Origin of the sequence: Microbacterium sp. Ag1, assembly GCF_001005635.1 — a bacterium.
GTDB classification, from domain to species: domain Bacteria; phylum Actinomycetota; class Actinomycetes; order Actinomycetales; family Microbacteriaceae; genus Microbacterium; species Microbacterium oxydans.
In genome coordinates this window covers 1-21,856 of the sequence record NZ_LBCR01000030.1, presented here as the reverse complement: position 1 = coordinate 21,856, position 21,856 = coordinate 1, and the positions used below count along the sequence as shown (strand labels likewise).

Genomic DNA, 21,856 nt, shown 5'->3' with positions numbered 1-21,856 from the left:
TCTCCATCTGCGTCGACGGATCCCGACGAGAATAGGCAATCCGCGCGCCGAGGGAGCGGTATGTCGCATTCCCTGTCGTTGTGCGCGTAGCGTGGGTTCTGCGCATATTGCGCGAGCGCAGCATGGAGAGAATCACGGTGCCGAGGATGACGTCGACCAGACCGCGGTTCGCCACGCGCGCCCTGCTCCTGCAGCTTGCGACGGTGGCCCTCGTCGTCGCCCTGTGCACCGGGGTGTATCTCCTCCTCGCCGTGCAGCAGCTGCGTGCCGAGGCGGAGTCGACGGCGCTGGGAATCGCCCGCACCCTCGCAGAGGATCCGCAGGTGCGCGCAGAGGTCGCTCGCATCTCCCTCCAGGAGGGCACACCCGACGCGGCAGAATTGCGCGAAGGCGACCTGCAGCGCATCGCATCCGATGTCACCGCGCGCACTGGCGCACTGTTCGTGGTGCTCACCGATGACAACGGGATCCGTCTCGCGCATCCCACCCCCGCACGGATCGGCGAAGAGGTCAGCACGCCATACGAAGAGGTGCTCGCCGGCGCCGAGATCGTCGACTGGCAGACCGGGACACTCGGCGAGTCCGCCCGCGCGAAGGTTCCCGTCCGGGACGAGACCGGCACCCCGGTGGGCGAGGTCAGTGTGGGGTTCGAGCGTGCGGGTGTCTTCGACGACCTGCCGCCCCTGCTCGCCGTGATCGGGGGTACGGCTGCGGGCGCCCTCGCTCTGGCTGTGCTCGCATCCCTCCTGCTCCGCAGACGATGGGAGCGTCTCACCCTCGGCGTGCAGCCGGAAGAGCTGGTCGCGCTCGTGCAGAACCAGACGGCCGTGCTGGACGGGGTCGACGACGGCGTCATCGCCATAGACACACGCGGCATCGTCCGGGTCAGCAACGCCGCCGCCGATCGGCTGCTCGACCTCGACGACCCGGTCGGACGTCCCGTCGACGACCTCGGTCTCCTCCCGGCCGTCCTGGACACCCTCACGGGTACCGGCGCCCGCACGAGCGCCCTCGTCGGAGACCGGATGCTGTATCTCGACTCGCGGAGCGTGGTGCGCGAGGGGCAGCAGCTCGGCACCGTGCTCATCGTGCGCGACCGCACGGACCTGGTCGCCTTGGCCGAGCGCCTGGAGACGGTCAGGACGATGACCGCCGCGTTGCGCGTGCAGAGACACGAGTTCGCCAACCGCATGCACGTGGCCGCCGGACTCATCGATGCCGGCCGGGTCACAGATGCCAGGGCGTTCCTCGGCGAGCTCGTGGAGCGGGGTCCTGTGGCGTTCCCGGTCGTGGGGCTGGACCTCCTGCGGGACCCCTTTCTGCACTCGTTCCTGGGCGCCAAAGCCGTCGAAGCCGGAGAACGCGGCGTCGCCCTGCGCATCGCGGACGACACGCACCTGATCGGCACGGTGATCGCTCCCGAAGACGTCGCCGCAGTCCTCGGCAACCTCGTGGACAACGCCGTGACCGCCGCGGTCTCGGGAGAGCGGACTCCGCGCTGGGTCGAGGTGGCGGTCCTGGACGACGACGATGCACTGGTGTTCACCGTCTCCGACTCCGGCCCCGGACTCGGAGACGTCGATCCTTTCGCCCCGCGGACGCGGGACCAGAAGACCACCGACACCGTGCACGGGCATGGGATCGGACTTCCGCTGTCGACGGAGATCGCCCGTCGGAACGGGGGCGACCTCTGGGTCATCGACCCCGGCGGTATCGACAGCCGCGGAGTCGAAGGCGGCGCTGTCTTCGCCGCGCGCATCAACGGAGCAGTCGACCGCAGCTCCCCCGATCCTGAGGAGAACACATGACCGTCCCCCTGCGCGTACTCATCCTGGACGACGACTTCCGCGTCGCCCAGCTTCATCAGGGCATCGTCGAGGAGCACGCAGGAGTCGGCGTCGCCGAGACCGTGCGATCGCTCGCCGAAGCCCGCGACAGCATGCGTGCTTCCCGACCGGACCTGCTCATCGCCGACGTGTTCCTTCCCGACGGGGACGGCATCGCGCTCGTCCGCGAGTCCGGCATCGACGCGATCCTGATCTCCGCCGCCGACGACGCTCCGACGGTACGCAGAGCACTGCGGTCGGGAGCTGTCGGCTATCTCGTGAAGCCCTTCGAGCGACGGGCTCTGTCAGGACTCCTGGATCGCTACGTGCGATACCGCAACCTCCTCGACGGTGATCGCACCCTCCGCCAGGAAGACGTCGACCGCGCCCTCGCCATCCTGCACGGTGCGGGCGAACCGGTGTCCGTCTCGCGGTCGGCGACGGAGCAGCTCGTGCTCGCCGCACTCGGCGACGGAGAGCGTTCGGCAGCGGAGATCGGGGAACGCGTCGGAATCTCGCGCGCGACCGCGCAACGGCATCTCGCAGCTCTCGCGGCGAGAGCCGTCGTCGACGTGCGCCTCAACTACGGATCGACGGGCCGCCCCGAACACCGCTACGCCGCACGCGTCTGACGTCAGCGGATGAACGGCTCAGGAATCGGAGCCGACGGCTGCGAGGCGTGCTTCCTCGTCGGCGGCGATCGCGCTCTCGATGATCGGGTCGAGCGCGCCGTCCATGACCTGATCGAGGTTATACGCCTTGAATCCGGTCCGGTGATCCGCGATCCGGTTCTCCGGGAAGTTGTAGGTGCGGATGCGCTCCGAACGGTCCATGCCCCGGATCTGCGACTTGCGCGCGTCGGAGGCGGCTGCGTCGAGCTCCTCCTGCTGCTTGGCCAGCATTCGGGCGCGCAGCACGCGCATCGCGGCCTCGCGGTTCTGCAGCTGCGACTTCTCGTTCTGCATCGACACGACGATGCCGGTGGGCACGTGCGTGATCCGCACCGCGGAGTCCGTGGTGTTCACGGACTGACCGCCGGGCCCCGAGGAGCGGAACACATCGATCTTGAGGTCGTTCTGGTCGATGTGGATCTCCTCCGGCTCATCGACCTCGGGGAAGACCAGCACACCGGTCGTCGAGGTGTGGATGCGGCCCTGCGACTCCGTCGCCGGCACCCGCTGCACACGGTGCACCCCTCCCTCGTACTTCAGGTGCGCCCAGACGCCCTGCGCCGGATCGGAGGAGGAACCCTTGATCGCGACCTGCACGTCCTTGTACCCACCGAGGTCTGACTCGTTGCGCTCGAGCAGCTCGGTCTTCCAGCCCTTGGATGCGGCGTACTGGATGTACATGCGCAGGAGGTCGGCGGCGAACAGCGCGGACTCCGCGCCGCCCTCCCCTGCCTTGATCTCCATGATCACGTCGCGGGCATCGTCGGGGTCACGCGGGATCAGCAGACGCCGCAGACGCTCCTGAGCGCCCTGCAGCTCTTCTTCCATCGCAGGGATCTCCGCCGCGATGGACTCGTCCTCCCTGGCGAACTCCCGCGCCGTCGCCAGGTCGTCGGTCGCCGCGACCCAGGCTTCGTAGGCGGAGACGATGCGCGAGAGTTCCGCGTATCGACGGTTGACGCGCTTCGCGCGTGCCGCGTCGGCGTGCACCGCCGGGTCGGAGAGCTCCTCCTGCACCCGGCGATGCTCGTCGATCAGAGTCTGGACGGACTCGAACACGGGTCGGCCGCTCAGCGGATGTTGTTGTCGTGTCCGTGAGCGCCCGAGGGCAGCGTCGGGATCGACTTCTGCATCTGCACGAGGAACTCGACGTTCGAGTTGGTCTCCTTGAGCTTGCCGAGCACGACCTCGAGCGCCTGCTGCGGGTCGAGTCCGGCGAGGGCGCGACGGAGCTTCCACGTGATCTTGACCTCGTCGGCCGAGAGCAGCATCTCCTCGCGGCGGGTGCTGGACGCGTTCACGTCCACGGCCGGGAAGATCCGCTTGTCGGCGAGCTGACGCGACAGACGCAGTTCGCTGTTGCCGGTGCCCTTGAACTCCTCGAAGATGACCTCGTCCATCTTGGAGCCGGTCTCGACGAGCGCGGTGGCGAGGATCGTCAGGGATCCGCCGTTCTCGATGTTGCGGGCTGCACCGAAGAAGCGCTTCGGCGGGTAGAGCGCGGACGCGTCGACGCCGCCGGTGAGGACGCGGCCGGACGCCGGGGCGGCCAGGTTGTACGCGCGTCCGAGGCGGGTGATCGAGTCGAGGAGCACGACCACATCGCGGCCCAGCTCGACGAGACGCTTGGCCCGCTCGATCGCGAGCTCGGCGACGGTGGTGTGGTCTTCGGCGGGGCGGTCGAAGGTCGAGGCGATGACCTCGCCCTTCACGGTGCGCTCCATGTCGGTGACCTCTTCGGGGCGCTCGTCAACGAGCACGACCATGAGGTGGACCTCGGGATTGTTCTGCGCGATCGCGTTGGCGATCTGCTGGAGGACGATCGTCTTGCCGGCCTTCGGCGGCGCGACGATCAGTCCGCGCTGGCCCTTTCCGATCGGCGCCACGAGGTCGATGATGCGCTGCGTCAGCTTCTCCGGGGCCGTCTCCAGACGCAGACGCTCCTGCGGGTAGAGCGGGGTGAGCTTGCCGAACTCCACGCGGGTGGCCGCGTCGTCGACCGACAGGCCGTTGATCGAATCGACCTTGACCAGGGCGTTGTACTTCTGGCGCCCCTGCTGCTCGCCCTCGCGCGGCTGCTTGATGGAGCCGACGACCGCGTCGCCCTTGCGGAGGTTGTACTTCTTCACCTGGCCGAGCGAGACGTAGACGTCGCTGGGACCGGCGAGGTAGCCGGTGGTGCGCACGAAAGCGTAGTTGTCGAGCACGTCGAGGATGCCGGCGATCGGGATCAGGACGTCGTCCTCGGTGATCTCGGTCTCGAACTCGTCGGCCGGTGCACCGTTGCGGCGCTTGTTGCGCTGACGGTTGCGGTTGTTGCCACCGGACTGCTCGTCGTCGGCGGCGGGCTGCGTCTGCTGCTGCTCCTGGGCCGCGCCGTTCTGACCGCGTCCGCGGTTGCGGCTGCGGCTGCGGTTGCGTCCGCGACCGCCCTGCTCCTCGCCGCTGTCCCCGGAGTCGGAGTCGGCGTTCTGCGGAGCCTCAGCGGGTGCCGATTCGGCAGCGGACTCCGCTGCCGGCTCCGCAGCGGGCGCCTCGGCGTCGGCTGCGGGCTTCTGCGCACCGCGGCGTCCGCGTCCCGTGCTCTTGGGCGCGGCCTCGGCGGGAGCCTCGGCGCCAGCGGAGTCGGAGGCCTCGGCGGGCGCCGTCTCCGCGGAAGGAGCCTCGGCATCGGCCTTCTTCGCACGGCTGCGACTCGGACGCTTCGCCTTCGGTGCAGCCTCGGTGGTCTCTGCAGTGGCGGACGCTGCTGCGGTGGCGGACGCTTCCGCGGGCACGGACGCTTCCGGAGCGGCGTCCGACTTCGCGGCCTTCTCCGCCTTCGCGGCATCGGCCTTCTCCGCCTTCTCGGCCTTCGCAGCCGCGGTCGCGGTGCTGGCACGGCGAGGCGCACGCTTGCGCGCCGGTGCTGCTTCGCCCGTCGGCTCCGCGGATGTCGCCGGTGCTTCCGAAGCGGGCGCAGACTGTTCGTTCTGGGTCTCGGAGAGGTTCTCCACGAGTACTCCCTTATATGTCATGGGGAATGAGCGTTGAACGCGCACAACGGGTGCTGCGCGCGATCGCACGGGCTGACGCTCGGCGCCAGCCAGCCTCGGCAGGCGGCTCAGGAATGAACTCTGCCACAGGGGTTTGCGTGCGGGTCTTGCAAGAGTTGCAATGGGGCCAGATTCACGCAGTTACGTGGAGCCCTCCGCTCGAGACCCCACTGTACCACCACGCACGTCGACTGCGAGCAGGAGAGCCTCCCACGGGGTGTCGGTGACGCGTTCGGCGAGCTCGACCGCGTCCTGACGACTTCCGGGGCCGTCCGCGAGGACCAGCACACTGGGGCCTGCGCCGGAGACCACCGCGGCGAAACCGGCAGCGCGCAGCGCCTGCACCAGACGCTGCGTCTCCGGCATCGCTCCGGCACGGTAGTCCTGGTGGAGGCGGTCGGCAGTCGCATCCAGGAGCAGCTCCGGGCTCTGCATCAACGCGGCGATCAGCAGCGCGGAGCGGGAGACGTTGAACACGGCGTCGGCAGTGGAGACCTGCGGCGGCTGGAGCGACCGCGCCTGCGAGGTCGACATCGTGTACGTGGGGACCAGCACCAGAGGCGAGACTCCCCTGTGCACGAGGAGCTTCTTGTGCTGCGGCCCCCGCTCCGACATCCATGCGATCGTCAGGCCACCGAAGAGCGCCGGCGCCACGTTGTCCGGGTGGCCTTCGAGCTCGGTCGCCAGCCGGAGGAGATCCGTGTCATCGATCTCCACATCACCCTCGAGCAATCCCTTCGCGGCGAGCACGCCCGCAGCCACGGCGGCACCGGATGAGCCGAGGCCCCTGCCGTGCGGCACGGCGTTCTCCGCGATGATCCGCAGACCGGGAACAGGGCGTCCCGCGTCGGCGAACACATAGGCGATGGTGCGGACGATCAGGTTCGACTCATCACGAGGGATCTCGGCCGCTCCGGAACCGGAGACCTCGATCTCGAGCTCGCCGGCCGGCAGCGCCGTGACCAGAAGCGTGTCGTAGATGCTGAGCGCGAGGCCCAGTGTGTCGAAGCCGGGGCCGAGGTTCGCGCTCGTCGCCGGCACCCGCACCTCGACGGTGCGTCCTTCGACGGCTCCGCCCTCCGCGGGGACGACGGGCGCTGTCATCGTCACTCGCCTTCCACCCGGAGCACCGAGACCACGCGTGCGACGACCTCGCTGTCCGCGAGAGCGTCGACGGTGGCACTCAGGGCCTGCTCCGTCGCGCGGTGCGTTCCGATGATCAGACGGGCTGTGGGCTCGTCCTCGCCTTCCACGGTCTGCACGACGGTGGCGACCGAGACATCGCCGTCGCTGAGGATGCTCGCGACCGTCGCGAGCACACCTGGCGCGTCCGCGACCTCGAGCGTGATCTGGTACCGGGTGGTGACGTGACCGATCGGCACGACGGGCAGGTTGGCGCGAGTGGACTCTCCCACCCCGACCCCGCCTGCGATGTGACGACGGGCCGCGGAGACCACGTCGCCGAGCACGGCCGACGCGGTCTGCACGCCACCGGCACCGGCACCGTAGAACATCAGGGAGCCCGCAGCCTCCGCCTCGACGAAGACCGCGTTGTTCGCACCGTGCACGGAGGCGAGGGGGTGCGATGCCGGGACGAGGGCCGGGTACACGCGCACCGAGATCGACTCGGCACCGTTGGCCTCGATCCGCTCGCACACGGCCAGCAGTTTGATCACGAAGCCTGCAGCTCTGGCCTCTTCGATCATCGATGCCGTGATCGAGGTGATGCCCTCGCGGTAGACGGCTTCGAGCGGCACGGCCGTGTGGAAAGCCAGGCTCGCGAGGATCGCCGCCTTCTGCGCCGCATCGTAACCCTCGACGTCCGCCGTCGGGTCGGCCTCGGCATAGCCCAGTCGCTGCGCATCGGCGAGCACGTCGGCGAAGTCGGCGCCTTCGGTCTCCATCCGGTCGAGGATGTAGTTCGTCGTGCCGTTCACGATGCCCATGATGCGCACCACGCGGTCGCCGGCGAGCGAATCGCGCAGGGGACGGATGATCGGGATCGCCCCCGCCGCGGCGGCCTCGTAGTAGACGGAGGCGCCCACCCGGTCAGCGGCCTCGAAGAGCTCGGGCCCATGAGTGGCCAGGAGAGCCTTGTTCGCGGTGACCACGTCGGCCCCGGAGCCGATGGCCTGCAGGATGTTCGTGCGGGCCGGCTCGATGCCGCCGATGAGCTCGATCACGATGTCGGCGCCCAGGATGAGCGACTCGGCGTCGGTCGTGAAGAGCTCCTTGGGCAGGTCGACGTCGCGTGGCGCGTCGAGGTTACGCACCGCGATCCCGGCGAGTTCCAGTTCGGCGCCCGCGCGGTCGGCGAGTTCGTCGCCGTGGCGCAGCAGGAGGGCCGCGACCTGAGAGCCGACCGCTCCGGCACCCAGCAGCGCCACACGAAGTCGTCGGTATTCAGTCATGGTTGCTCCTTCGGAGGTGGGTCATTGGTCTCCCTCGGGGGCGTGCGCCCCGTCGATGCCCGCGTCGCGGGCCAGCACGTCGTCGATGGTCTCGCCGCGGACGATGACCGCGGAACGTCCACCGCGTACGGCGACGACCGGCGGACGCGGGACGTGGTTGTAGTTGCTGGCGAGCGAGACGCAGTAGGCGCCGGTCGCCGGCACGGCGAGCAGGTCCCCGGGCACGAGGTCGTCCGGAAGGTACTCATGATCGACGACGATGTCGCCCGACTCGCAGTGCTTGCCGACCACGCGGCTGAGGCGCGGCTCGCCCGCTCCGACACGTGAGGCGATCCGCGCCGAGTACTGGGCGCCGTACAGCGCCGGACGTGCGTTGTCGCTCATCCCGCCGTCGACGCTGATGTAGCGGCGGACGGCTCCGGTGTCGATCGTCACGTCCTTGGTGGTGCCGACCTCGTAGATCGTGACACCGGCCGTGCCGACGATGGCGCGGCCGGGCTCGAAGGACAGGGCGGGAATGGGGATGCCCCGGGCGGCGCAGTCGTCGGCGACCGCGGTGATGATGGCACCGGCAAGGTCTTCGATGGGTGTCGGGTCGTCCACACGCGTGTAGGCGATGCCGAAGCCGCCGCCGAGGTTGAGCTGGGGCACGGGGCCGTCCTCGAGCAGGGCTGCATGCAGGTCGAGCACGCGCGACGCGGATTCGCGGAAGCCGGCGACGCCGAAGATCTGCGAGCCGATGTGGCAGTGCAGTCCGGCGAACACCAGGCCGGGGATCTCCCGGATCCGCGCCACGGCCCGCTCGGCGTCCGGCAGGGGGAACCCGAACTTCTGGTCCTCGTGGGCGGTGGCGAGGAAGTCGTGGGTCTCGGCGTGGACGCCGCTGATCACACGCACGAGCACGCGCTGCGTCGCGCCGGTACGCGCCGTGATCGCTGCGAGGCGTTCGATCTCGATGGCGCTGTCCACGATGATCGTGCCGACCCCGACCTCGACCGCGCGTTCCAGCTCGGCGACCGACTTGTTGTTGCCGTGGAAGCCGATGGAAGCGGGAGCGACCCCCGCGGCGAGGGCCACGGCCAGCTCTCCCCCGGTGCACACGTCGACGCGCAGTCCCTCGTCGACGACCCAGCGCGCCACGGTCGTGCACAAGAACGCCTTACCCGCGTAGTACACCTGCGCCGTGGTGCCGTTCTCGGCCGCTGCCCTGTCGAACGCCAGGCGGAATCTGCGCGCACGCCCGCGAACCTCGTCTTCATCGAGCACGAGGAGCGGAGTGCCGTAGGTGCGGGCCAGGTCCGTGGCGCTGACGCCGGCGATGTCGAGCACGCCGTCGTCGTCTCGTACTGCTGAGGCCGGCCAGACGCCGTCGGCGAGATCATTCGCGTCCTCGGGGACGGCGAGCCATTCCGGGGCGAGCGAATCGGCAGGGAGAAGCACTGATCACCAATCGTGGGAAGGATCTCGGGCAGGGCACGCACATCGAGGTTGACCCGATTCTAGGGCACCCACCCCGTCGCCTTGATCACGGTGACTCGCCGCGTCAAGCCCATGCAGCACTCCGCAGGTGCCTCCTAAGGTGGGGGCGTGACGAACAGCGAGACAGCACACCACGACACGGAGTCCTCCGTGAAGCCGAAGCCCGGACTTATCGCGCGCATCACGACGCCGGCCATCGCGTGGGCACTCTCCCGGCGACCGGTCAGGGCCGCACTGCTCTACTCCGAGCGACGGGGGCCGATGCTGGCCGACAGCGTCACGTACCGCGCCCTGTTCAGTGTGTTCGCGGGCGTGCTGCTGGGCTTCTCGATCGCCGCGCTCTGGCTCGCCGGCAACCCCGACGCGTGGCGCGCCATCATCCAGGCGGTGCAGTCCGCCGTCCCCGGCCTGATCGGGAAAGACGGCGCGATCAATCCCGAGGATCTGAAGGCCCCCGCATCGCTCTCCGTCGCGGGCATCATCTCGCTCGTCGCCCTCGTCGGAGCCGCTCTGGGAGCGATCGGCTCTCTCCGCACCGCCGTGCGGGTGATCGCCGGGACCGTCCAGGACGACATCCTCTGGGTGTGGGTGATCCTGCGCAACCTCGCCCTGGCGCTCGGGATCGGACTCGCCTTCGTCGCCTCCGCCGCGCTCACCTTCGTCGGTCAGCTCGGAGTCGAGTGGATCGCCGACCTCCTCGGCCTGCCCGCCGACTCCGCCGCGGTCGCCTGGACCGTTCGGCTGCTCTCGCTGCTCGTGGTGTTCGCTCTCGACGCCGTGCTCATCATCGGTGTGTTCCGCGTGCTCTCGGGCGTGCGTCCCGCCGCCGGTTCCCTGTGGCCCGGCGCCCTGATCGGCGCCCTCGGTCTGCTGGTACTCCAGGAGCTGTCCGGTCTGTTCGTGGGCGGCGCGACCAGCAACCCGCTGCTCGCCTCGTTCGCGTCCCTCCTGGCGCTGCTGATCTGGCTGAACTTCTCGACCCAGGTGATGCTGTTCGCCTGCGCCTACATCGTGACCGCCGAGGAGGAGAGGTCCGATCGCGTGCATGCGAGGTTCGCCGCGACCACATTCCCCCAGCGACGGCTCCAGCGAGCCGAGGCCGAAGTGCAGATCGCAACGGCCGAGCTGCGGGCGGCGCAGAAGGCTGCGGCCTCCGACGGGGGATCCTGATCGGCGTCGGTTGACCCCACCCTCGTTGTGACCCGATCGGGTAACCTGGTCACAACGAAAGGGGCTTCATGGAGCCACGTCGCACGAGCATCACCCTCCCCGGCACCACGGTCTCGGTCCTGGAATGGCGCCCCTCATCCGAAGCCGGCCTTCCCGTCCTGCTTCTGCATGGCGGTGGCGCCGACAACGCGCAGCTCTCGTGGGGAGAGGTCGGCCCTGCGCTCGCCAGCGCCGGACACCGCGTGATCGCCCCCGATCATCCCGGTTTCGGCCGCAGTCCCCGTCCCGGCTGGCCCCTCACCCAGGAACACCTCGTGCGATACGTGGGCGACCTCGTCGACGAACTCGGCCTCGTCGACTACGCCATCGCCGGCCTGTCGCTCGGCGGTGGCATGACGCTCGGCCATCTCCTCGATCGGCCGAGCCACGCGAAGTCCGCCATCCTGCTGGGGTGCTACGGATTGATGCCGCGCCTGGCCGACGGGCTCTCCGGCCGGATGACGCACTTCGGCACGTTCCTGCTGCTGCGCACAGGACTGCTGACGGCCGCCACCCGGTCCTACGCGCGCAACGCGCCCGCGATGGAACGAGGCCTGGCCACGCTCGTGCGGAATCCTCAGGCGCGCACTCCCGATCTCGTGAAGGCGGTGCTCGACGAAGCGTCCACCGGCACGGGCCTGACGAGCTTCGCGGAGTGGCAGCGCGATCAGGTGCTCTGGAATCGACTGCGCACCGTGTACACGCCTCGACTCCCGTCCATCACGACCCCCACGCTTCTCGTGCACGGCGATCGCGACACCGGGGTGCCGCTCCCCCATGCCGAAGCCGCCGCGGAATTGTTGCCCGTCGGATCCCTGACGGTCGCCGCCGGAGCAGGGCACTGGGTGCAACGCGACCGCCCCGACCTCGTCGTCCCGGCGATGCTCGACCATCTGGAGGGACACCGCGATGCCCAGGCCCCGCGTCCCTGATCGCCGCGAGCGGATCCTCGATGCTGCCGAGGAGCTCGTGCTCGCCAACGGTTTCGACGCCATGAGCGTCGCCTCGATCGCCGAACGCGCCGGCATCGGCAAGGGCGCGGTCTACCTGGAGTTCGCCGGCAAGAAGGAGATCCTCGATGCGCTGCTGCAGCGCGGCACGACCCGGATGAACGACCGCGTGCGTCGTGAGCTGGGCGACCGGCCGCGCCTCAGCTCCGCGTACCGCGCGTCCGCGCGCGCTCTGAGCGAGGACGCGCTGATGACGGCGGCCTTCCTCGACGACCGGGGCATCCTCGGTGCGCACGTGGCGGATATCACAGACGGCCGATACCGTGACCGGCAGAGGCGCGTCAACGAATGGCTGCAGGGGCTGCAGAGCCGAGGCGAGATCGTGGACGACGTGGATGTCGAGGCCCTCGCCCTCGCACTCTCCAGCGCATCGATCGGACTGCTCTCCGCATCCCGGTTGCTCGGCCCGTTCGAACCGACATTGCTCGAACGCGCCATCGACACGATCGGCCGCATGGCCGAGTCCTTCGAGAGGAACTGATCATGCATGTCGCGACCTTCGGCGATCCGGCCGGCCGTCCGCTGCTCCTCCTGCACGGCGGTGGCGTCGCAGGGTGGATGTGGGAGCCCGTCCGCACCCACATCGACAGCGGCGTGCGGGCGATCGTCCCCGACCTCCCCGGCCACGGACACAGCAGGGATGCGACCTACGACTCCCACGCGGTCACGGTCGCCGCGCTCGCCGGCGTGCTGCAGAAAGTCGGCCGACCGGCGACCGTCGTCGGATTCTCCCTCGGCGCACAGCTCACCGTGCAGCTCGCCGCAGACTTTCCCGAACTGGTGCGGAACGTCGTCGTCATCAGCGCCCAGGCCATGCCGATGCGGATGACCCGCCCCACTCTCGCGCTTCTCGGAGTGACCGCCGGTCTCGCGTCGAAGGAGTGGTTCGCCCGGCTGCAGGCACGGCAGCTGTTCATCCCAGACGAGCTCCTGGCCGACTATGTGCGCACATCCGCCGCGATCTCGCGCGAGACGCTCCTGCGCTCCGTCGAGGAGAATCTCCGCTTCACGCCTCCTGCCAGCTGGCGGACCTACACCGGAGCCGCGTCGATCCTGGTCGGCGCCGGGGAGAAGTCGCTCATGAAGCGCTCGGCAGCGCTCCTGCACGATTCACTGCCGCACAGCACCCTCGAGGCCGTCGATGGCTGCGGGCACGGCATTCCGCTGCAACGACCCGCCTGGCTCGCCCGCCGCATCGAAGCGATGCTCAACGCCAGCGACTCCCCGTGAACCGAGACCGCTGCCCGTCAGCTCGGGCAGCTGCCCTTGCTCTGAAGAGCCTTGTCGGTGACGATCGCGCCGTTCACGTCGACGTCGATCACGGCCGCGTCGTCGACGATCTCGATCCCTGTGAGCGTGAGTCCTGAGGGCAGCTGATCGGCGATGCACACCCGTTGGGGCTGCGTGAGTCCCTCCCCGAGGGCGCCGAGGGTGGAACCGACCCGGTCGAGGTCGACGTCGAGTCCGCCGATGCTGACGCCGACCGGCGTGAGCTCGAGGTCACCGTCGATGGTGCCGGGTGTGAGAGTGAGGGAGAGCGGCACCGCGGCTCCGAGCACGCTGATCGAACCGCTCACCGTGGCATTCGGCGCCGTGAACTCCACCGAGTCGACCGGCAGATCGGTGCCGGCCAGGAGCGTGGTGAACTGCTCCTGGTCGACGCAGACCGTGCCGGAAGCGCCGCCGAGGTCGCCCCCGCGCAGCGGAACACCGGTCGCCGTGACATCCGCGGCGCCCGTGATCCCGTCCAGCGTCACGGAATCGGTCGAGAGATGCAGGGTGTCGAGGGTGCCACCGATCAGCTGGGGCAGCAGGAGTCCCTGCGTCTCGACGTCGAGCTGCTGGTCGGCAGGGAGGTCGAGCTTCTCGACGACGATCGACCGTACGACGCCAGGCAGCACGGCGCGTGCGATGAGCTCCGCCGCGACGACCAGGAGCGCGAGCACGACGACCGCGACGAGAAGCACCCACGGCCACCGCCGCCGCTTCTGCTGCGGGGCGTCTGCACCCTCCTCGGATGCCGAACCCGGGATCACGAGGGTCGGGTGCTCCGTCGCCGCGTCCGGGTAGGGCCGGGTGTGGTTGTCGTCGCTCATGCCTGCCATCCTGCCCCACGGCGACGCACGCCTGCCTGCACTACATGCGCTCCGGCGCCGAGACCCCGAGCAGGTCGAGTCCGTTGCGCAGAACCTGACCGGTGGCGTCGTTGAGCCACAGACGGGTGCGATGCACGCTCTCGATGGGGTCGTCGCTCAGCGGGATGACGCGGCAGTTGTCGTACCAGCGGTGGTACAGACCGGCGAGTTCCTCGAGGTAGCGGGCGACCCGATGCGGCTCGCGCACCTCGGCGGCGAATGCCACGATGCGCGGGAACTCCTGCAGCGCTCCGAGCAGCGCGCTCTCGGTCTCGTGGGTGAGAGTCTCGGGCGCGAACTCGGAGCGGTCGACGCCGGACGCGACCGCGTTGCGTGCCACGTTATGCGTGCGGGCATGCGCGTACTGCACGTAGAACACGGGGTTGTCGTTCGTGCGCTTCTGGAGAAGCTCGGGATCGAGGGCGAGCGGCGAGTCCGCAGGAGAGCGCTCCAGCGAGTAGCGCAGCGCGTCGGTGCCGAGCCACTCGCGCAGATCGTCCATCTCGATGATGTTGCCCGCGCGCTTGCTGAGACGGGCACCGCCGATCGAGACGAGCTGCCCGATGAGCACCTCGACGTTCTTCTCGGGGTCCTCCCCCGCCGCGCCGGCGATCGCCTTGAGGCGGTGCACGTAGCCGTGGTGGTCGGCGCCAAGCAGGTAGATCTTGTCCTGGAAGCCGCGGTCGCCCTTGTTCAGGTAGTAGGCCGCATCGGCGGCGAAGTAGGTGTACTCGCCGTTCGAGCGACGGATCACGCGATCCTTGTCGTCACCGAAGTCGGTGGTGCGCACCCAGACGGCGCCCTCCTGGTCGAAGACATGCCCCTGCTCGCGCAGGCGATCGACGGCCTGGTCGACCAGACTCACACCCTGATCGTTCTTGGCGTGCAGGGTGCGCTCGGAGAACCAGACGTCGAAGTCGACGTTGAACTTCGACAGCGACTGCTTCTGCTCTTCGAGCTGGTACGCGTAGGCGAGCTCGCGGGCGACGTCGACCTGTTCGTCGGCCGGCAGTTCGAGCAGGTCGGGACGCGCAGCGAGCACGCGCGCCGCGAGGTCACCGATGTAGCTTCCCGCGTAGCCACCCTCCGGGGTCGGCTCTCCCTTCGCCGCGGCGAGGACGGAACTCGCGAAGCGGTCCATCTGCGCACCCGCGTCGTTGATGTAGTACTCCCTGGCGACGGTGGCACCCGACGCGGCGAGCACCCGGGCGATCGCATCGCCGAGAGCGGCCCAGCGCGTGTGTCCGATGTGGAGGGGTCCGGTCGGGTTCGCGCTCACGAACTCGATGTTGATGCTCTGGCCCACCTGCGAGTCGTTCGACCCATACGCGTCCCCTGCGTCGACGATGACCTTCGCCAGCGCACCGGCGGCTGCAGCGTCGAGGCGGATGTTGATGAATCCGGGGCCCGCGACCTCGGCGCTCGCGATGCCGTCGACGCCGGCGAGACCGTCGGCGATCTGCTGAGCCAGCTCACGCGGGTTCGTGCCGAGCGGCTTGGCCAGGCGCATGGCGATGTTCGACGACCAGTCGCCGTGGTCGCGGTTGCGGGGGCGCTCGAGCACGATGTCTGATGCGGAGAGCTCCAGGGGCTCGCCGGGGCGTCGTTCCTCCGCGATGGGTGCGAGGACGGCGAGGAGGGCTGCGGCGAGGGTTTCGGGGTTCATAGCCCCCTCAGTTTACGGGGCAGGACGACGCCGGCCGACGGCACGGACCGGGAGGAATTCGCGTTCGCTCTCCCGTGATCTACTCTCATCACATGAAGCCAGCCGCCGCCAGCCGCCGCCGGGGTGTCGCCGCGATCACCGCCGGCCTGATCGTGGCGGTCGCAGCCGTGGCTATCGGCGTCTGGCGCCCGTGGGTTCCCGCCCCTCTCGCCGCCCCGATCAGCGCGGCCGCAGCGGGCGAATCGGACGCATCGGCGGTCATCGCGCCGGCACCGCTCGTCCTCCCGGAGAACCCCACTGTCCTGGTGTTCGGCGACTCCTGGACGTACGGCTCGGCGGCCACCCTCCCCACGCAGGGCTACGCCTATCTCCTCGCCGATCTCCTCGGCGGCCGGACCATCGTGGACGGCGTCCGCGGGAGTGGATACCTCAAGCCCGGTATCGACGGACCGACGTTCGGAGAGCGCATCGCCGCACTCGACCCGTCGCTGTCGCCCGACCTCGTGATCATGCAGGGCTCGATCAACGACCGTGCCCAGGGTGCCGCCGGATACCGCGAGGCCGTGAACGCCGCGTGGGACGCGATGGCCGCCCTCTACCCGCAGGCCACGATCGTGGTGCTCGGCCCGGCCCCGCACGAGCTTCCCGTCGGTGCGACCACGGCCCGCATCGACACCGACCTCGCGGAGCTCGCCGCAGCGCGCGGCTGGTGGTACATCTCCCCCATCGCCCAGGCCTGGATCACCGCGCAGAACTATCTCGACGTGATCGACGTGGAGGTCGGCCGCAAGCATCCGTCCACGGATGGACACCGATACCTGGCCGAGAAGCTGGCCGCCGCCCTCGACGAGCTGCGCGCCGCGCCCATGACGGAGGCCGGTGGGTCGGAGACCACCCCCGACGAGTGATATTGTCGATCGGTACGCCTCCGTAGCTCAGTGGATAGAGCGCCGGTTTCCGGTACCGTAGGTCGCAGGTTCGACTCCTGTCGGGGGCACACATCAGCAGAAGGCCGCTCTTCGGAGCGGCCTTCTCTCGTTTCGCCTCGACTGGCGGTTCGCGCTCAGCTGCGAAACCGCCCGGGATCAGCGGCTGCCGAACGTCCGCGGCGGCCGAAGGTGCGCAGGCCCCGCAGGTTCCCAGGCCTTCCGGATAGGCTGTTGCCGTGCCCCTCCTCTCGATCGCCGGTTCGACGCGTGCCCCGCACCGTCTGCGTTCCGCGACGCCCATGAGGGAGTGGATGCGGATCATCATGCACCCGGGCACGAACGGGTGGACCAGCGTCTGGGGCACTCTCTCGCACGGCGAGATCGCGGGCTGCCCGCCGCCACGGAACTAGACCACGCCTCGAACGGGGCGGTGGTCTTCTGTGCTATTCACCCCTTCTCTCGCGTGAGGTCTTTCCGTGTCCCCGAATCCTTCCCCTGCCCGCTTCTCCCTCGCCCCGCACGCCCTGTGGCAAGGCATACGTTCCAACGCACGCAGCGACGTGCTCGGTGGGTCGCTTCTGCTCGCGGCCACGTTCGCCGCGTTGATCCTCGCCAACAGTCCCGCCGCGCCCTGGTATGAGTCCGTGCGCGATTTCACCTTCGGCATCCCCGAGCTGCATCTCGAGCTCAGCATCGGCGCGTGGGCGTCGGACGGACTCCTGGCGATCTTCTTCTTCGTCGTCGGGTTGGAGCTGAAAGAGGAGTTCGTCGCGGGGCGCCTGCGCGATCCTCGCCGCGCTGCCCTCCCCATCGCCGCGGCAGTGGGTGGAGTGGTGGTGCCCGCGCTGATCTTCGTGCTCATCAACGCCGCGAGCGGTGCGGATGCGCTGCGTGGCTGGGCGATACCCACCGCAACCGACATCGCGTTCGCGGTGGCCGTGATAGCTGTCGTCGGCAAGTTCCTGCCGCCCGCGCTGCGTGTGTTCCTGCTGACACTCGCCATCATCGACGACCTCATCGCGATCACCATCATCGCGACCTTCTACACCGAGAGCATCAGCTTCCCGTGGCTGATCCTCGCGCTGCTGCCCCTGGCAGGATTCGCCGCCCTGGTGGCGAAGGGCGTGCGCGCATGGTGGCTCCTCCTGCCCCTCGCCATCGCGGTGTGGGTGTGCATCCACGCGTCCGGCGTCCACGCGACGGTCGCCGGCGTGCTGCTCGGCTTCGTCGTGCCCGTCACCGCGACGGAGCGCGCCCGGGTGCGCACGGGCACCGACGCGGACGGCCGTCCGATGTACGACGGCATGGCCGCGCACCTCGCCGACCGGTGGGGCATCGTGGCCACGCTGTTCGCGGTGCCCGTGTTCGCGTTCTTCGCCGCCGGCGTCACGGTCGGCGGATGGGACGGACTCGCATCGGCGTTCACCGACCCGATCACGATCGGCATCGTCGTGGGACTGGTCGCCGGCAAGCCGGTCGGCATCCTCGTCACGACCTTCCTGCTGAGCCGGATCCCCGCTCTGCGTCTCGACGAGACGCTCCGCTGGCCGGACCTGACCGGCATGGCGTTCCTCGCGGGAATCGGTTTCACCGTGTCGCTGCTGGTCGGCGAGCTCGCCTACGGGTCGAGCTCGGTCGCGGACGAGCACGTGAAGATCGGCGTGCTGGTCGGGTCGTTCGTCGCAGCCCTCCTCGGCGGGATCATCCTGGCGCGGCGCAATGCGCTGGCCCGAGCGGCGCGTCGGGTCGAGTGACCCTCACCGACCTTCCGGTGAGACCGTGGCCTCCGGATGGGCGTCGCTCAAGAGGCTTCCATCCGGCGGTCGACGGTCCCAGGACGGGCGACGGATCGCGTAGAACACGAGGGGTGGTGCGCCCAGCACCACGATGACAGCGCCGACGACCCACGGATAGGCCGCGGGAGGGAAGGCGGTGAATCCCTCGGGCGGGATGAAGGCGAGCAGGAATGCCGCGAGACACGCGACGAAGCCGATGCCGGCGACCAGTGGCAGCGCAGCGACGCGGTACGCGCGGTGCACCGTCGGCTCCTTGCGACGCAGCACGATCGCCGACGCGAACATGAGCATGTACATGATCAGGTACAGCGCGGCCGCCATATCGATCAGTGCGACGAACGCGGCACTCACGTTCGGGACCACGATGAAGATCGCAGCGAGGATCGTCACGATCGTGCCCTGGAGCATCAGGATCCCGGACTGGACCCCCGCCTTGTTGCGCTTCTGCAGCATCGGTGGAAGCAGGCCCGTCTCGGCGGCGGCGAGCACGCCCTTCGAAGGCCCAGCGACCCAGGTGATCACGGAGGCGAGCGCGCCGGCGGCGATCAGCGCCGAGACGGCTGCCGTCGCCCATCCCATCCCCCAGTGATCGAAGTACACACCGAAGGCGAGCATGATGCCGTTCGTGAGCCCCAGTTCCTTCGACGGGACGGCGACCGAGATCGCCAACGTCGGAAGGATGAACACGAGCAGGATCAGACCGGCGGCGAGGAACACCGAGCGGGGATACCCCTTGCCCGGGTCCTTCATCTGGTTCACGTGGACCGCGTTGACCTCCATCCCGGCGTACGCCAGCACGTTCGACACGATCAGGACGATGGACGCCAGGCCGGTGAAGGGAGGGATGATCGCCGATGCTTCGAGCGGGACCTGGCTCTTCTCGCCGCTGAACACCCAGATCGCACCGAACACGATGAGCAGCGCGGCCGGCAGGAGCGTGCCGAGGATGCCGCCCCAGGAGCCGAGCTTGGCGAAGAGGTTGCCACCGCGGAGGGTGACGAAAGTCGAACCCCAGTAGAACACGATGATCACGACCGCCGTGAAGAAGCCCGAACTCGACAACGACGGATCCATGAACACGAACGCGAGGGCACCCGCGATGAAAGCGAGCTGCGTGGGGAACCACACCACGTTCTGGATCCACTGCAGCCACACCGCGGTGAATCCCCACCTGTTCCCGAGCGCCTCCCGCACCCAGACGTAGATGCCGCCCTTCCATCCGGTGGCGAGCTCTGCGGCGACCAGGGCCGTCGGCACCAGGAACACGATCGCGGGGATCAGATACAGCATGATGCTGCCGAGGCCGTACGTCGCCATCGCCGGAAGCGAGCGCAGACTGGCGACGACGACCAGGGTGAGCAGGGCGAGCTGGCCGACGCCGAGGATGGCGACGGCCGGCCGCGACACCTGCGTGGCTGCCGACGTGCGCGCAGCAGTGGGGCGAGTCGGCCCCGCTGCCGGAGTCGATTCTGGGGTGGCACCCGTGTTCGAAGTGGACATCGCGGGCTCAGTGATGGAAGGCCGATTGGGGCTTCTCGGTCGGCATCGGCGACTCGAGTGCGTCGAGGTAGGCGACTTCGGTCGCGATCGCCTGCAGAAGCTCCTCTGCGAGGTCCATGCTCAGCCCGTTGCGCACGACGATGCGCTGCACCGTTATCCGCTCCAGGTCGGCGGGCATCGGATACGCCGGCACGAGCCAGCCCTTCATCCGTAGCCGATCCTGCAGATGGTAGAGCGTCCAGTTCTTCGTGTGTCCGTCCTTCAGACGCCACGCGAACACCGGGATGTCGCTGCCGTCGTTCCAGAGTTCGAACGCGTCGAGCTCGGCGATCCCCGCGGAGAGGTACTTCGCGACGTCCTGGGAGGCCTGCTGCACGGCGCGGTATCCCTCGAAACCGAGACGGAGGAACAGGTAGTACTGCAGCACCACCTGAGCCCCCGGCCGCGAGAAGTTCAGCGCGAACGTCGGCATCTCCCCTCCCAGGTAGCTCACCTTGAACACCAGGTCCTCCGGGAGCCACTGCGCCTCCCGCCACACCACCCAGCCGAGCCCCGGATACACGAGCCCGTACTTGTGCCCTGACGTGCTGATCGAATGCACCCGCTCGAGGCGGAAGTCCCACACCAGGTCCGGCTGCAGGAACGGCGCGATCATCGCCCCCGATGCCCCGTCCACGTGGATGGGGATGTCGAGGCCCGTGTCCTTCTGGATCTCGTCGAGAGCGGCGGCGATCTCGGCCACCGGCTCGTACATGCCCGTGTACGTGACCCCCATGATCGCGACGACGCCGATCGTGTTCTCGTCCACATACTTCGCCAGGTCGTGACCGTCGAGAGTCTTGTGCTCCTCGCTGATCGGCACGTAGCGCGGCTCGACGTCGAAGTAGTTGCAGAACTTCTCCCAGCACACCTGCACGGCCGAGGACATCACGATGTTCGGACTCGAGGCATCCTTGCCCGCCGCGCGCCGAGCCTGCTGCCAGCGCCGCTTGAAGGCGAGACCGCCCAGCATGCACGCCTCCGACGACCCGATGGTCGAGGTACCGATGCTCTTCTCCGCATCGGGCGCGTTCCAGAGGTTGGCCAGCATGTGCCAGCAGTTGTCCTCGATCGCCGCCGTCTGCGGATACTCGTCCTTGTCGATCATGTTCTTGTCGAAAGACGCGGCATAGACCTGCTTCGCGTCGTCGTCCATCCACGTACTCACGAACGTGGCGAGGTTCAAGCGCGCGTTCCCGTCGAGGATCGTCTCGTCCTCCACGATCTGCTTCGCCGTATCGGGAAGCGACTCCCCTGGCGGGATGACGTGGCGCGAGGTGAGCGTCGCCTCCCCCGGCCTCGTGAAGATCGGCTGGTCGGCGCTGGAGGGAGTGCTCATGTCCGTGACCTTTCGCATCGCTGTCGGCGTACCGCCAGCGACACGCTCGATCCTCATCGCTGGCCGTGTGCCGACCACTATCCCAAGAGCGACGATGCCGCGCCACCCCACTTTCGACCACATCGAAGCTCCCCCGGGTGAATTCGGGGCGGAGCCGGACGATCGCGGAAGTGACGTGCCTAGCATGTGCGGAGCGGGGCTCCGCCGCGGAGTGGACTCCCGAGATCATCGGCTGAGGGCGGTCGACTCAGCCCGAAGAAGGGAAGCATCCATGGCTGAACTCATCGTCATCTCGTTCGACAGCGAGCCACAGGCGGAAGGTGCCTACGACGAGATCCTGTCGCTGCAGAACGATCTGGTCGTCGAGCTCGCGGGCCTGGCACTCGTGAAGGTCGACGAGAAGGGCAAGACCAAGGTCGAGTACCCGGGTGCAGCGGGGAACATCGGCGTCGGTGCCGCTGGAGGCGCGCTGTTCGGCATGCTGATCGGTCTACTCTTCTTCGTCCCGTTCGCCGGGCTGCTGTTCGGCGGCCTCTTCGGCGCACTGTTCGCCGGGCTGGACAAGACCGGTATCGACGCCGAGTTCCGGGACCGGGTGAAGAACGCGGTCTCCGAGGGCAAGTCCGCCGTCGTCGTCTACGCGACGAAGATCACGGAGGACAAGTTCGCCGCCGCGCTCGCGCCGTTCAAGGGCACCGTCGTGCAGACCTCCCTCTCGGCGGAGGACGAGAAGGAGCTCATCCACGACCTCGGCGGCGCGAGCTGACCCGCACTGTCGAGGAAGCCAGCACGGACGCGAAGAAGGGCCCCG

At 68.8% G+C, this 21,856-nt stretch carries 19 protein-coding genes and 1 tRNA gene; 11 read left to right on the top strand and 9 right to left on the bottom strand.

Going from position 1 to position 21,856, the window contains the following annotated elements; all coding sequences use genetic code 11:
• Positions 1–146: 146 nt before the first annotated feature.
• Together AAY78_RS10325 and AAY78_RS10320 are read left to right on the top strand one after the other, a co-directional pair.
• Positions 147–1,808: a sensor histidine kinase gene (locus tag AAY78_RS10325; RefSeq protein ID WP_231589702.1), complete on the top strand. Its 1,662-nt coding sequence runs from the start codon at positions 147–149 to the stop codon at positions 1,806–1,808.
• Positions 1,805–2,458 carry a response regulator gene (locus AAY78_RS10320; protein WP_046748230.1) on the top strand — a complete coding sequence of 218 codons (654 nt, stop codon included), beginning with the start codon at positions 1,805–1,807 and terminating at the stop codon, positions 2,456–2,458. Before AAY78_RS10325 ends, AAY78_RS10320 begins: the two co-directional genes overlap by 4 nt.
• An 18-nt stretch (positions 2,459–2,476) precedes the next feature.
• Here the strand turns inward: AAY78_RS10320 and prfA are convergent, their stop codons facing one another.
• The 5 genes from prfA to lysA all read right to left on the bottom strand — a co-directional run bounded on the left by prfA (position 2,477) and on the right by lysA (position 9,383).
• On the bottom strand, positions 2,477–3,556 hold the full coding sequence (prfA, locus tag AAY78_RS10315; RefSeq protein WP_046748229.1) for a peptide chain release factor 1: 1,080 nt from the start codon (positions 3,554–3,556) through the stop codon (positions 2,477–2,479).
• 11 nt (positions 3,557–3,567) lie between these two features.
• Positions 3,568–5,493 carry a transcription termination factor Rho gene (gene rho / locus AAY78_RS10310; protein ID WP_052748736.1) on the bottom strand — a complete coding sequence of 642 codons (1,926 nt, stop codon included), beginning with the start codon at positions 5,491–5,493 and terminating at the stop codon, positions 3,568–3,570.
• A 180-nt stretch (positions 5,494–5,673) separates the two neighbouring features.
• Positions 5,674–6,636 carry a homoserine kinase gene (gene thrB / locus AAY78_RS10305; protein ID WP_046748227.1) on the bottom strand — a complete coding sequence of 321 codons (963 nt, stop codon included), beginning with the start codon at positions 6,634–6,636 and terminating at the stop codon, positions 5,674–5,676.
• 2 nt (positions 6,637–6,638) lie between these two features.
• Positions 6,639–7,943 (bottom strand): homoserine dehydrogenase, encoded by a 1,305-nt coding sequence (locus AAY78_RS10300; protein ID WP_046748226.1) that lies wholly within the window; start codon positions 7,941–7,943, stop codon positions 6,639–6,641.
• A gap of 21 nt (positions 7,944–7,964) precedes the next feature.
• The gene (gene lysA, locus AAY78_RS10295; protein WP_046748225.1) at positions 7,965–9,383 is read right to left on the bottom strand and encodes a diaminopimelate decarboxylase; all 1,419 of its coding nucleotides are present in this window, start codon (positions 9,381–9,383) and stop codon (positions 7,965–7,967) included.
• 147 nt (positions 9,384–9,530) lie between these two features.
• Here lysA and AAY78_RS10290 point away from each other — a divergent pair, with 147 nt between their 5' ends.
• From AAY78_RS10290 to AAY78_RS10275, 4 genes are all read left to right on the top strand, one after another.
• A complete protein-coding gene (locus AAY78_RS10290; RefSeq protein ID WP_082108651.1) occupies positions 9,531–10,592 on the top strand; it encodes a YihY/virulence factor BrkB family protein in 1,062 nt (353 codons plus the stop codon).
• 68 nt (positions 10,593–10,660) lie between these two features.
• Positions 10,661–11,563, top strand: a complete 903-nt coding sequence (locus AAY78_RS10285) for an alpha/beta fold hydrolase (protein WP_046748224.1) — start codon at positions 10,661–10,663, stop codon at positions 11,561–11,563.
• Positions 11,541–12,122, top strand: a complete 582-nt coding sequence (locus tag AAY78_RS10280; protein ID WP_046748223.1) for a TetR/AcrR family transcriptional regulator — start codon at positions 11,541–11,543, stop codon at positions 12,120–12,122. The genes AAY78_RS10285 and AAY78_RS10280 overlap by 23 nt, the downstream gene beginning before the upstream one ends.
• Positions 12,123–12,124: 2 nt before the next feature.
• Positions 12,125–12,871, top strand: coding sequence for an alpha/beta fold hydrolase (locus AAY78_RS10275; protein ID WP_046748222.1), 747 nt, complete (start codon positions 12,125–12,127; stop codon positions 12,869–12,871).
• A 17-nt stretch (positions 12,872–12,888) separates the two neighbouring features.
• Here AAY78_RS10275 and AAY78_RS10270 read toward each other — a convergent pair whose 3' ends face one another.
• Both AAY78_RS10270 and argS read right to left on the bottom strand, forming a co-directional pair.
• Positions 12,889–13,737, bottom strand: coding sequence for an LmeA family phospholipid-binding protein (locus AAY78_RS10270; protein ID WP_046748221.1), 849 nt, complete (start codon positions 13,735–13,737; stop codon positions 12,889–12,891).
• 40 nt (positions 13,738–13,777) lie between these two features.
• A complete protein-coding gene (gene argS, locus AAY78_RS10265; protein WP_046748220.1) occupies positions 13,778–15,442 on the bottom strand; it encodes an arginine--tRNA ligase in 1,665 nt (554 codons plus the stop codon).
• Positions 15,443–15,534: 92 nt separating this feature from the next.
• Between argS and AAY78_RS10260 the strand changes: the two genes are divergently transcribed.
• The 4 genes from AAY78_RS10260 to nhaA all read left to right on the top strand — a co-directional run bounded on the left by AAY78_RS10260 (position 15,535) and on the right by nhaA (position 18,125).
• On the top strand, positions 15,535–16,350 hold the full coding sequence (locus AAY78_RS10260; RefSeq protein WP_046748219.1) for an SGNH/GDSL hydrolase family protein: 816 nt from the start codon (positions 15,535–15,537) through the stop codon (positions 16,348–16,350).
• A 16-nt stretch (positions 16,351–16,366) separates the two neighbouring features.
• Positions 16,367–16,439 (top strand) — tRNA-Arg (locus AAY78_RS10255).
• 168 nt (positions 16,440–16,607) lie between these two features.
• Positions 16,608–16,781 carry a hypothetical protein gene (locus AAY78_RS19925; RefSeq protein ID WP_164734097.1) on the top strand — a complete coding sequence of 58 codons (174 nt, stop codon included), beginning with the start codon at positions 16,608–16,610 and terminating at the stop codon, positions 16,779–16,781.
• Between the two features lie 66 nt (positions 16,782–16,847).
• A complete protein-coding gene (nhaA, locus tag AAY78_RS10250) occupies positions 16,848–18,125 on the top strand; it encodes a Na+/H+ antiporter NhaA (protein WP_046748218.1) in 1,278 nt (425 codons plus the stop codon).
• Positions 18,126–18,128: 3 nt separating this feature from the next.
• Here nhaA and AAY78_RS10245 read toward each other — a convergent pair whose 3' ends face one another.
• Positions 18,129–19,667 (bottom strand): amino acid permease, encoded by a 1,539-nt coding sequence (locus AAY78_RS10245; RefSeq protein ID WP_141370008.1) that lies wholly within the window; start codon positions 19,665–19,667, stop codon positions 18,129–18,131.
• Positions 19,668–19,674: 7 nt separating this feature from the next.
• On the bottom strand, positions 19,675–21,045 hold the full coding sequence (locus AAY78_RS10240) for a glutamate decarboxylase (protein WP_231589701.1): 1,371 nt from the start codon (positions 21,043–21,045) through the stop codon (positions 19,675–19,677).
• 271 nt (positions 21,046–21,316) lie between these two features.
• On the opposite strand from AAY78_RS10240, the gene AAY78_RS10235 reads away from it, so the two are divergent.
• Positions 21,317–21,811, top strand: a complete 495-nt coding sequence (locus tag AAY78_RS10235) for a DUF1269 domain-containing protein (RefSeq protein WP_046748216.1) — start codon at positions 21,317–21,319, stop codon at positions 21,809–21,811.
• The last annotated feature ends 45 nt before the right edge of the window (positions 21,812–21,856 follow it).

What these genes read in the sequence shown, in the direction of transcription:
- thrB (WP_046748227.1), bottom strand. Translation starts at nt 6,636, where the DNA reads ATGACAGCGCCCGTCGTCCCCGCGGAGGGCGGAGCCGTCGAAGGACGC.
- AAY78_RS10240 (WP_231589701.1), bottom strand. Translation starts at nt 21,045, where the DNA reads ATGAGCACTCCCTCCAGCGCCGACCAGCCGATCTTCACGAGGCCGGGG.
- AAY78_RS10325 (WP_231589702.1), top strand. Translation starts at nt 147, where the DNA reads ATGACGTCGACCAGACCGCGGTTCGCCACGCGCGCCCTGCTCCTGCAG.
- AAY78_RS10285 (WP_046748224.1), top strand. Translation starts at nt 10,661, where the DNA reads ATGGAGCCACGTCGCACGAGCATCACCCTCCCCGGCACCACGGTCTCG.
- AAY78_RS10245 (WP_141370008.1), bottom strand. Translation starts at nt 19,667, where the DNA reads ATGTCCACTTCGAACACGGGTGCCACCCCAGAATCGACTCCGGCAGCG.
- AAY78_RS10275 (WP_046748222.1), top strand. Translation starts at nt 12,125, where the DNA reads ATGCATGTCGCGACCTTCGGCGATCCGGCCGGCCGTCCGCTGCTCCTC.
- AAY78_RS10300 (WP_046748226.1), bottom strand. Translation starts at nt 7,943, where the DNA reads ATGACTGAATACCGACGACTTCGTGTGGCGCTGCTGGGTGCCGGAGCG.
- AAY78_RS10270 (WP_046748221.1), bottom strand. Translation starts at nt 13,737, where the DNA reads ATGAGCGACGACAACCACACCCGGCCCTACCCGGACGCGGCGACGGAG.
- argS (WP_046748220.1), bottom strand. Translation starts at nt 15,442, where the DNA reads ATGAACCCCGAAACCCTCGCCGCAGCCCTCCTCGCCGTCCTCGCACCC.
- AAY78_RS10320 (WP_046748230.1), top strand. Translation starts at nt 1,805, where the DNA reads ATGACCGTCCCCCTGCGCGTACTCATCCTGGACGACGACTTCCGCGTC.
- AAY78_RS10235 (WP_046748216.1), top strand. Translation starts at nt 21,317, where the DNA reads ATGGCTGAACTCATCGTCATCTCGTTCGACAGCGAGCCACAGGCGGAA.
- AAY78_RS10260 (WP_046748219.1), top strand. Translation starts at nt 15,535, where the DNA reads ATGAAGCCAGCCGCCGCCAGCCGCCGCCGGGGTGTCGCCGCGATCACC.
- AAY78_RS10280 (WP_046748223.1), top strand. Translation starts at nt 11,541, where the DNA reads ATGCCCAGGCCCCGCGTCCCTGATCGCCGCGAGCGGATCCTCGATGCT.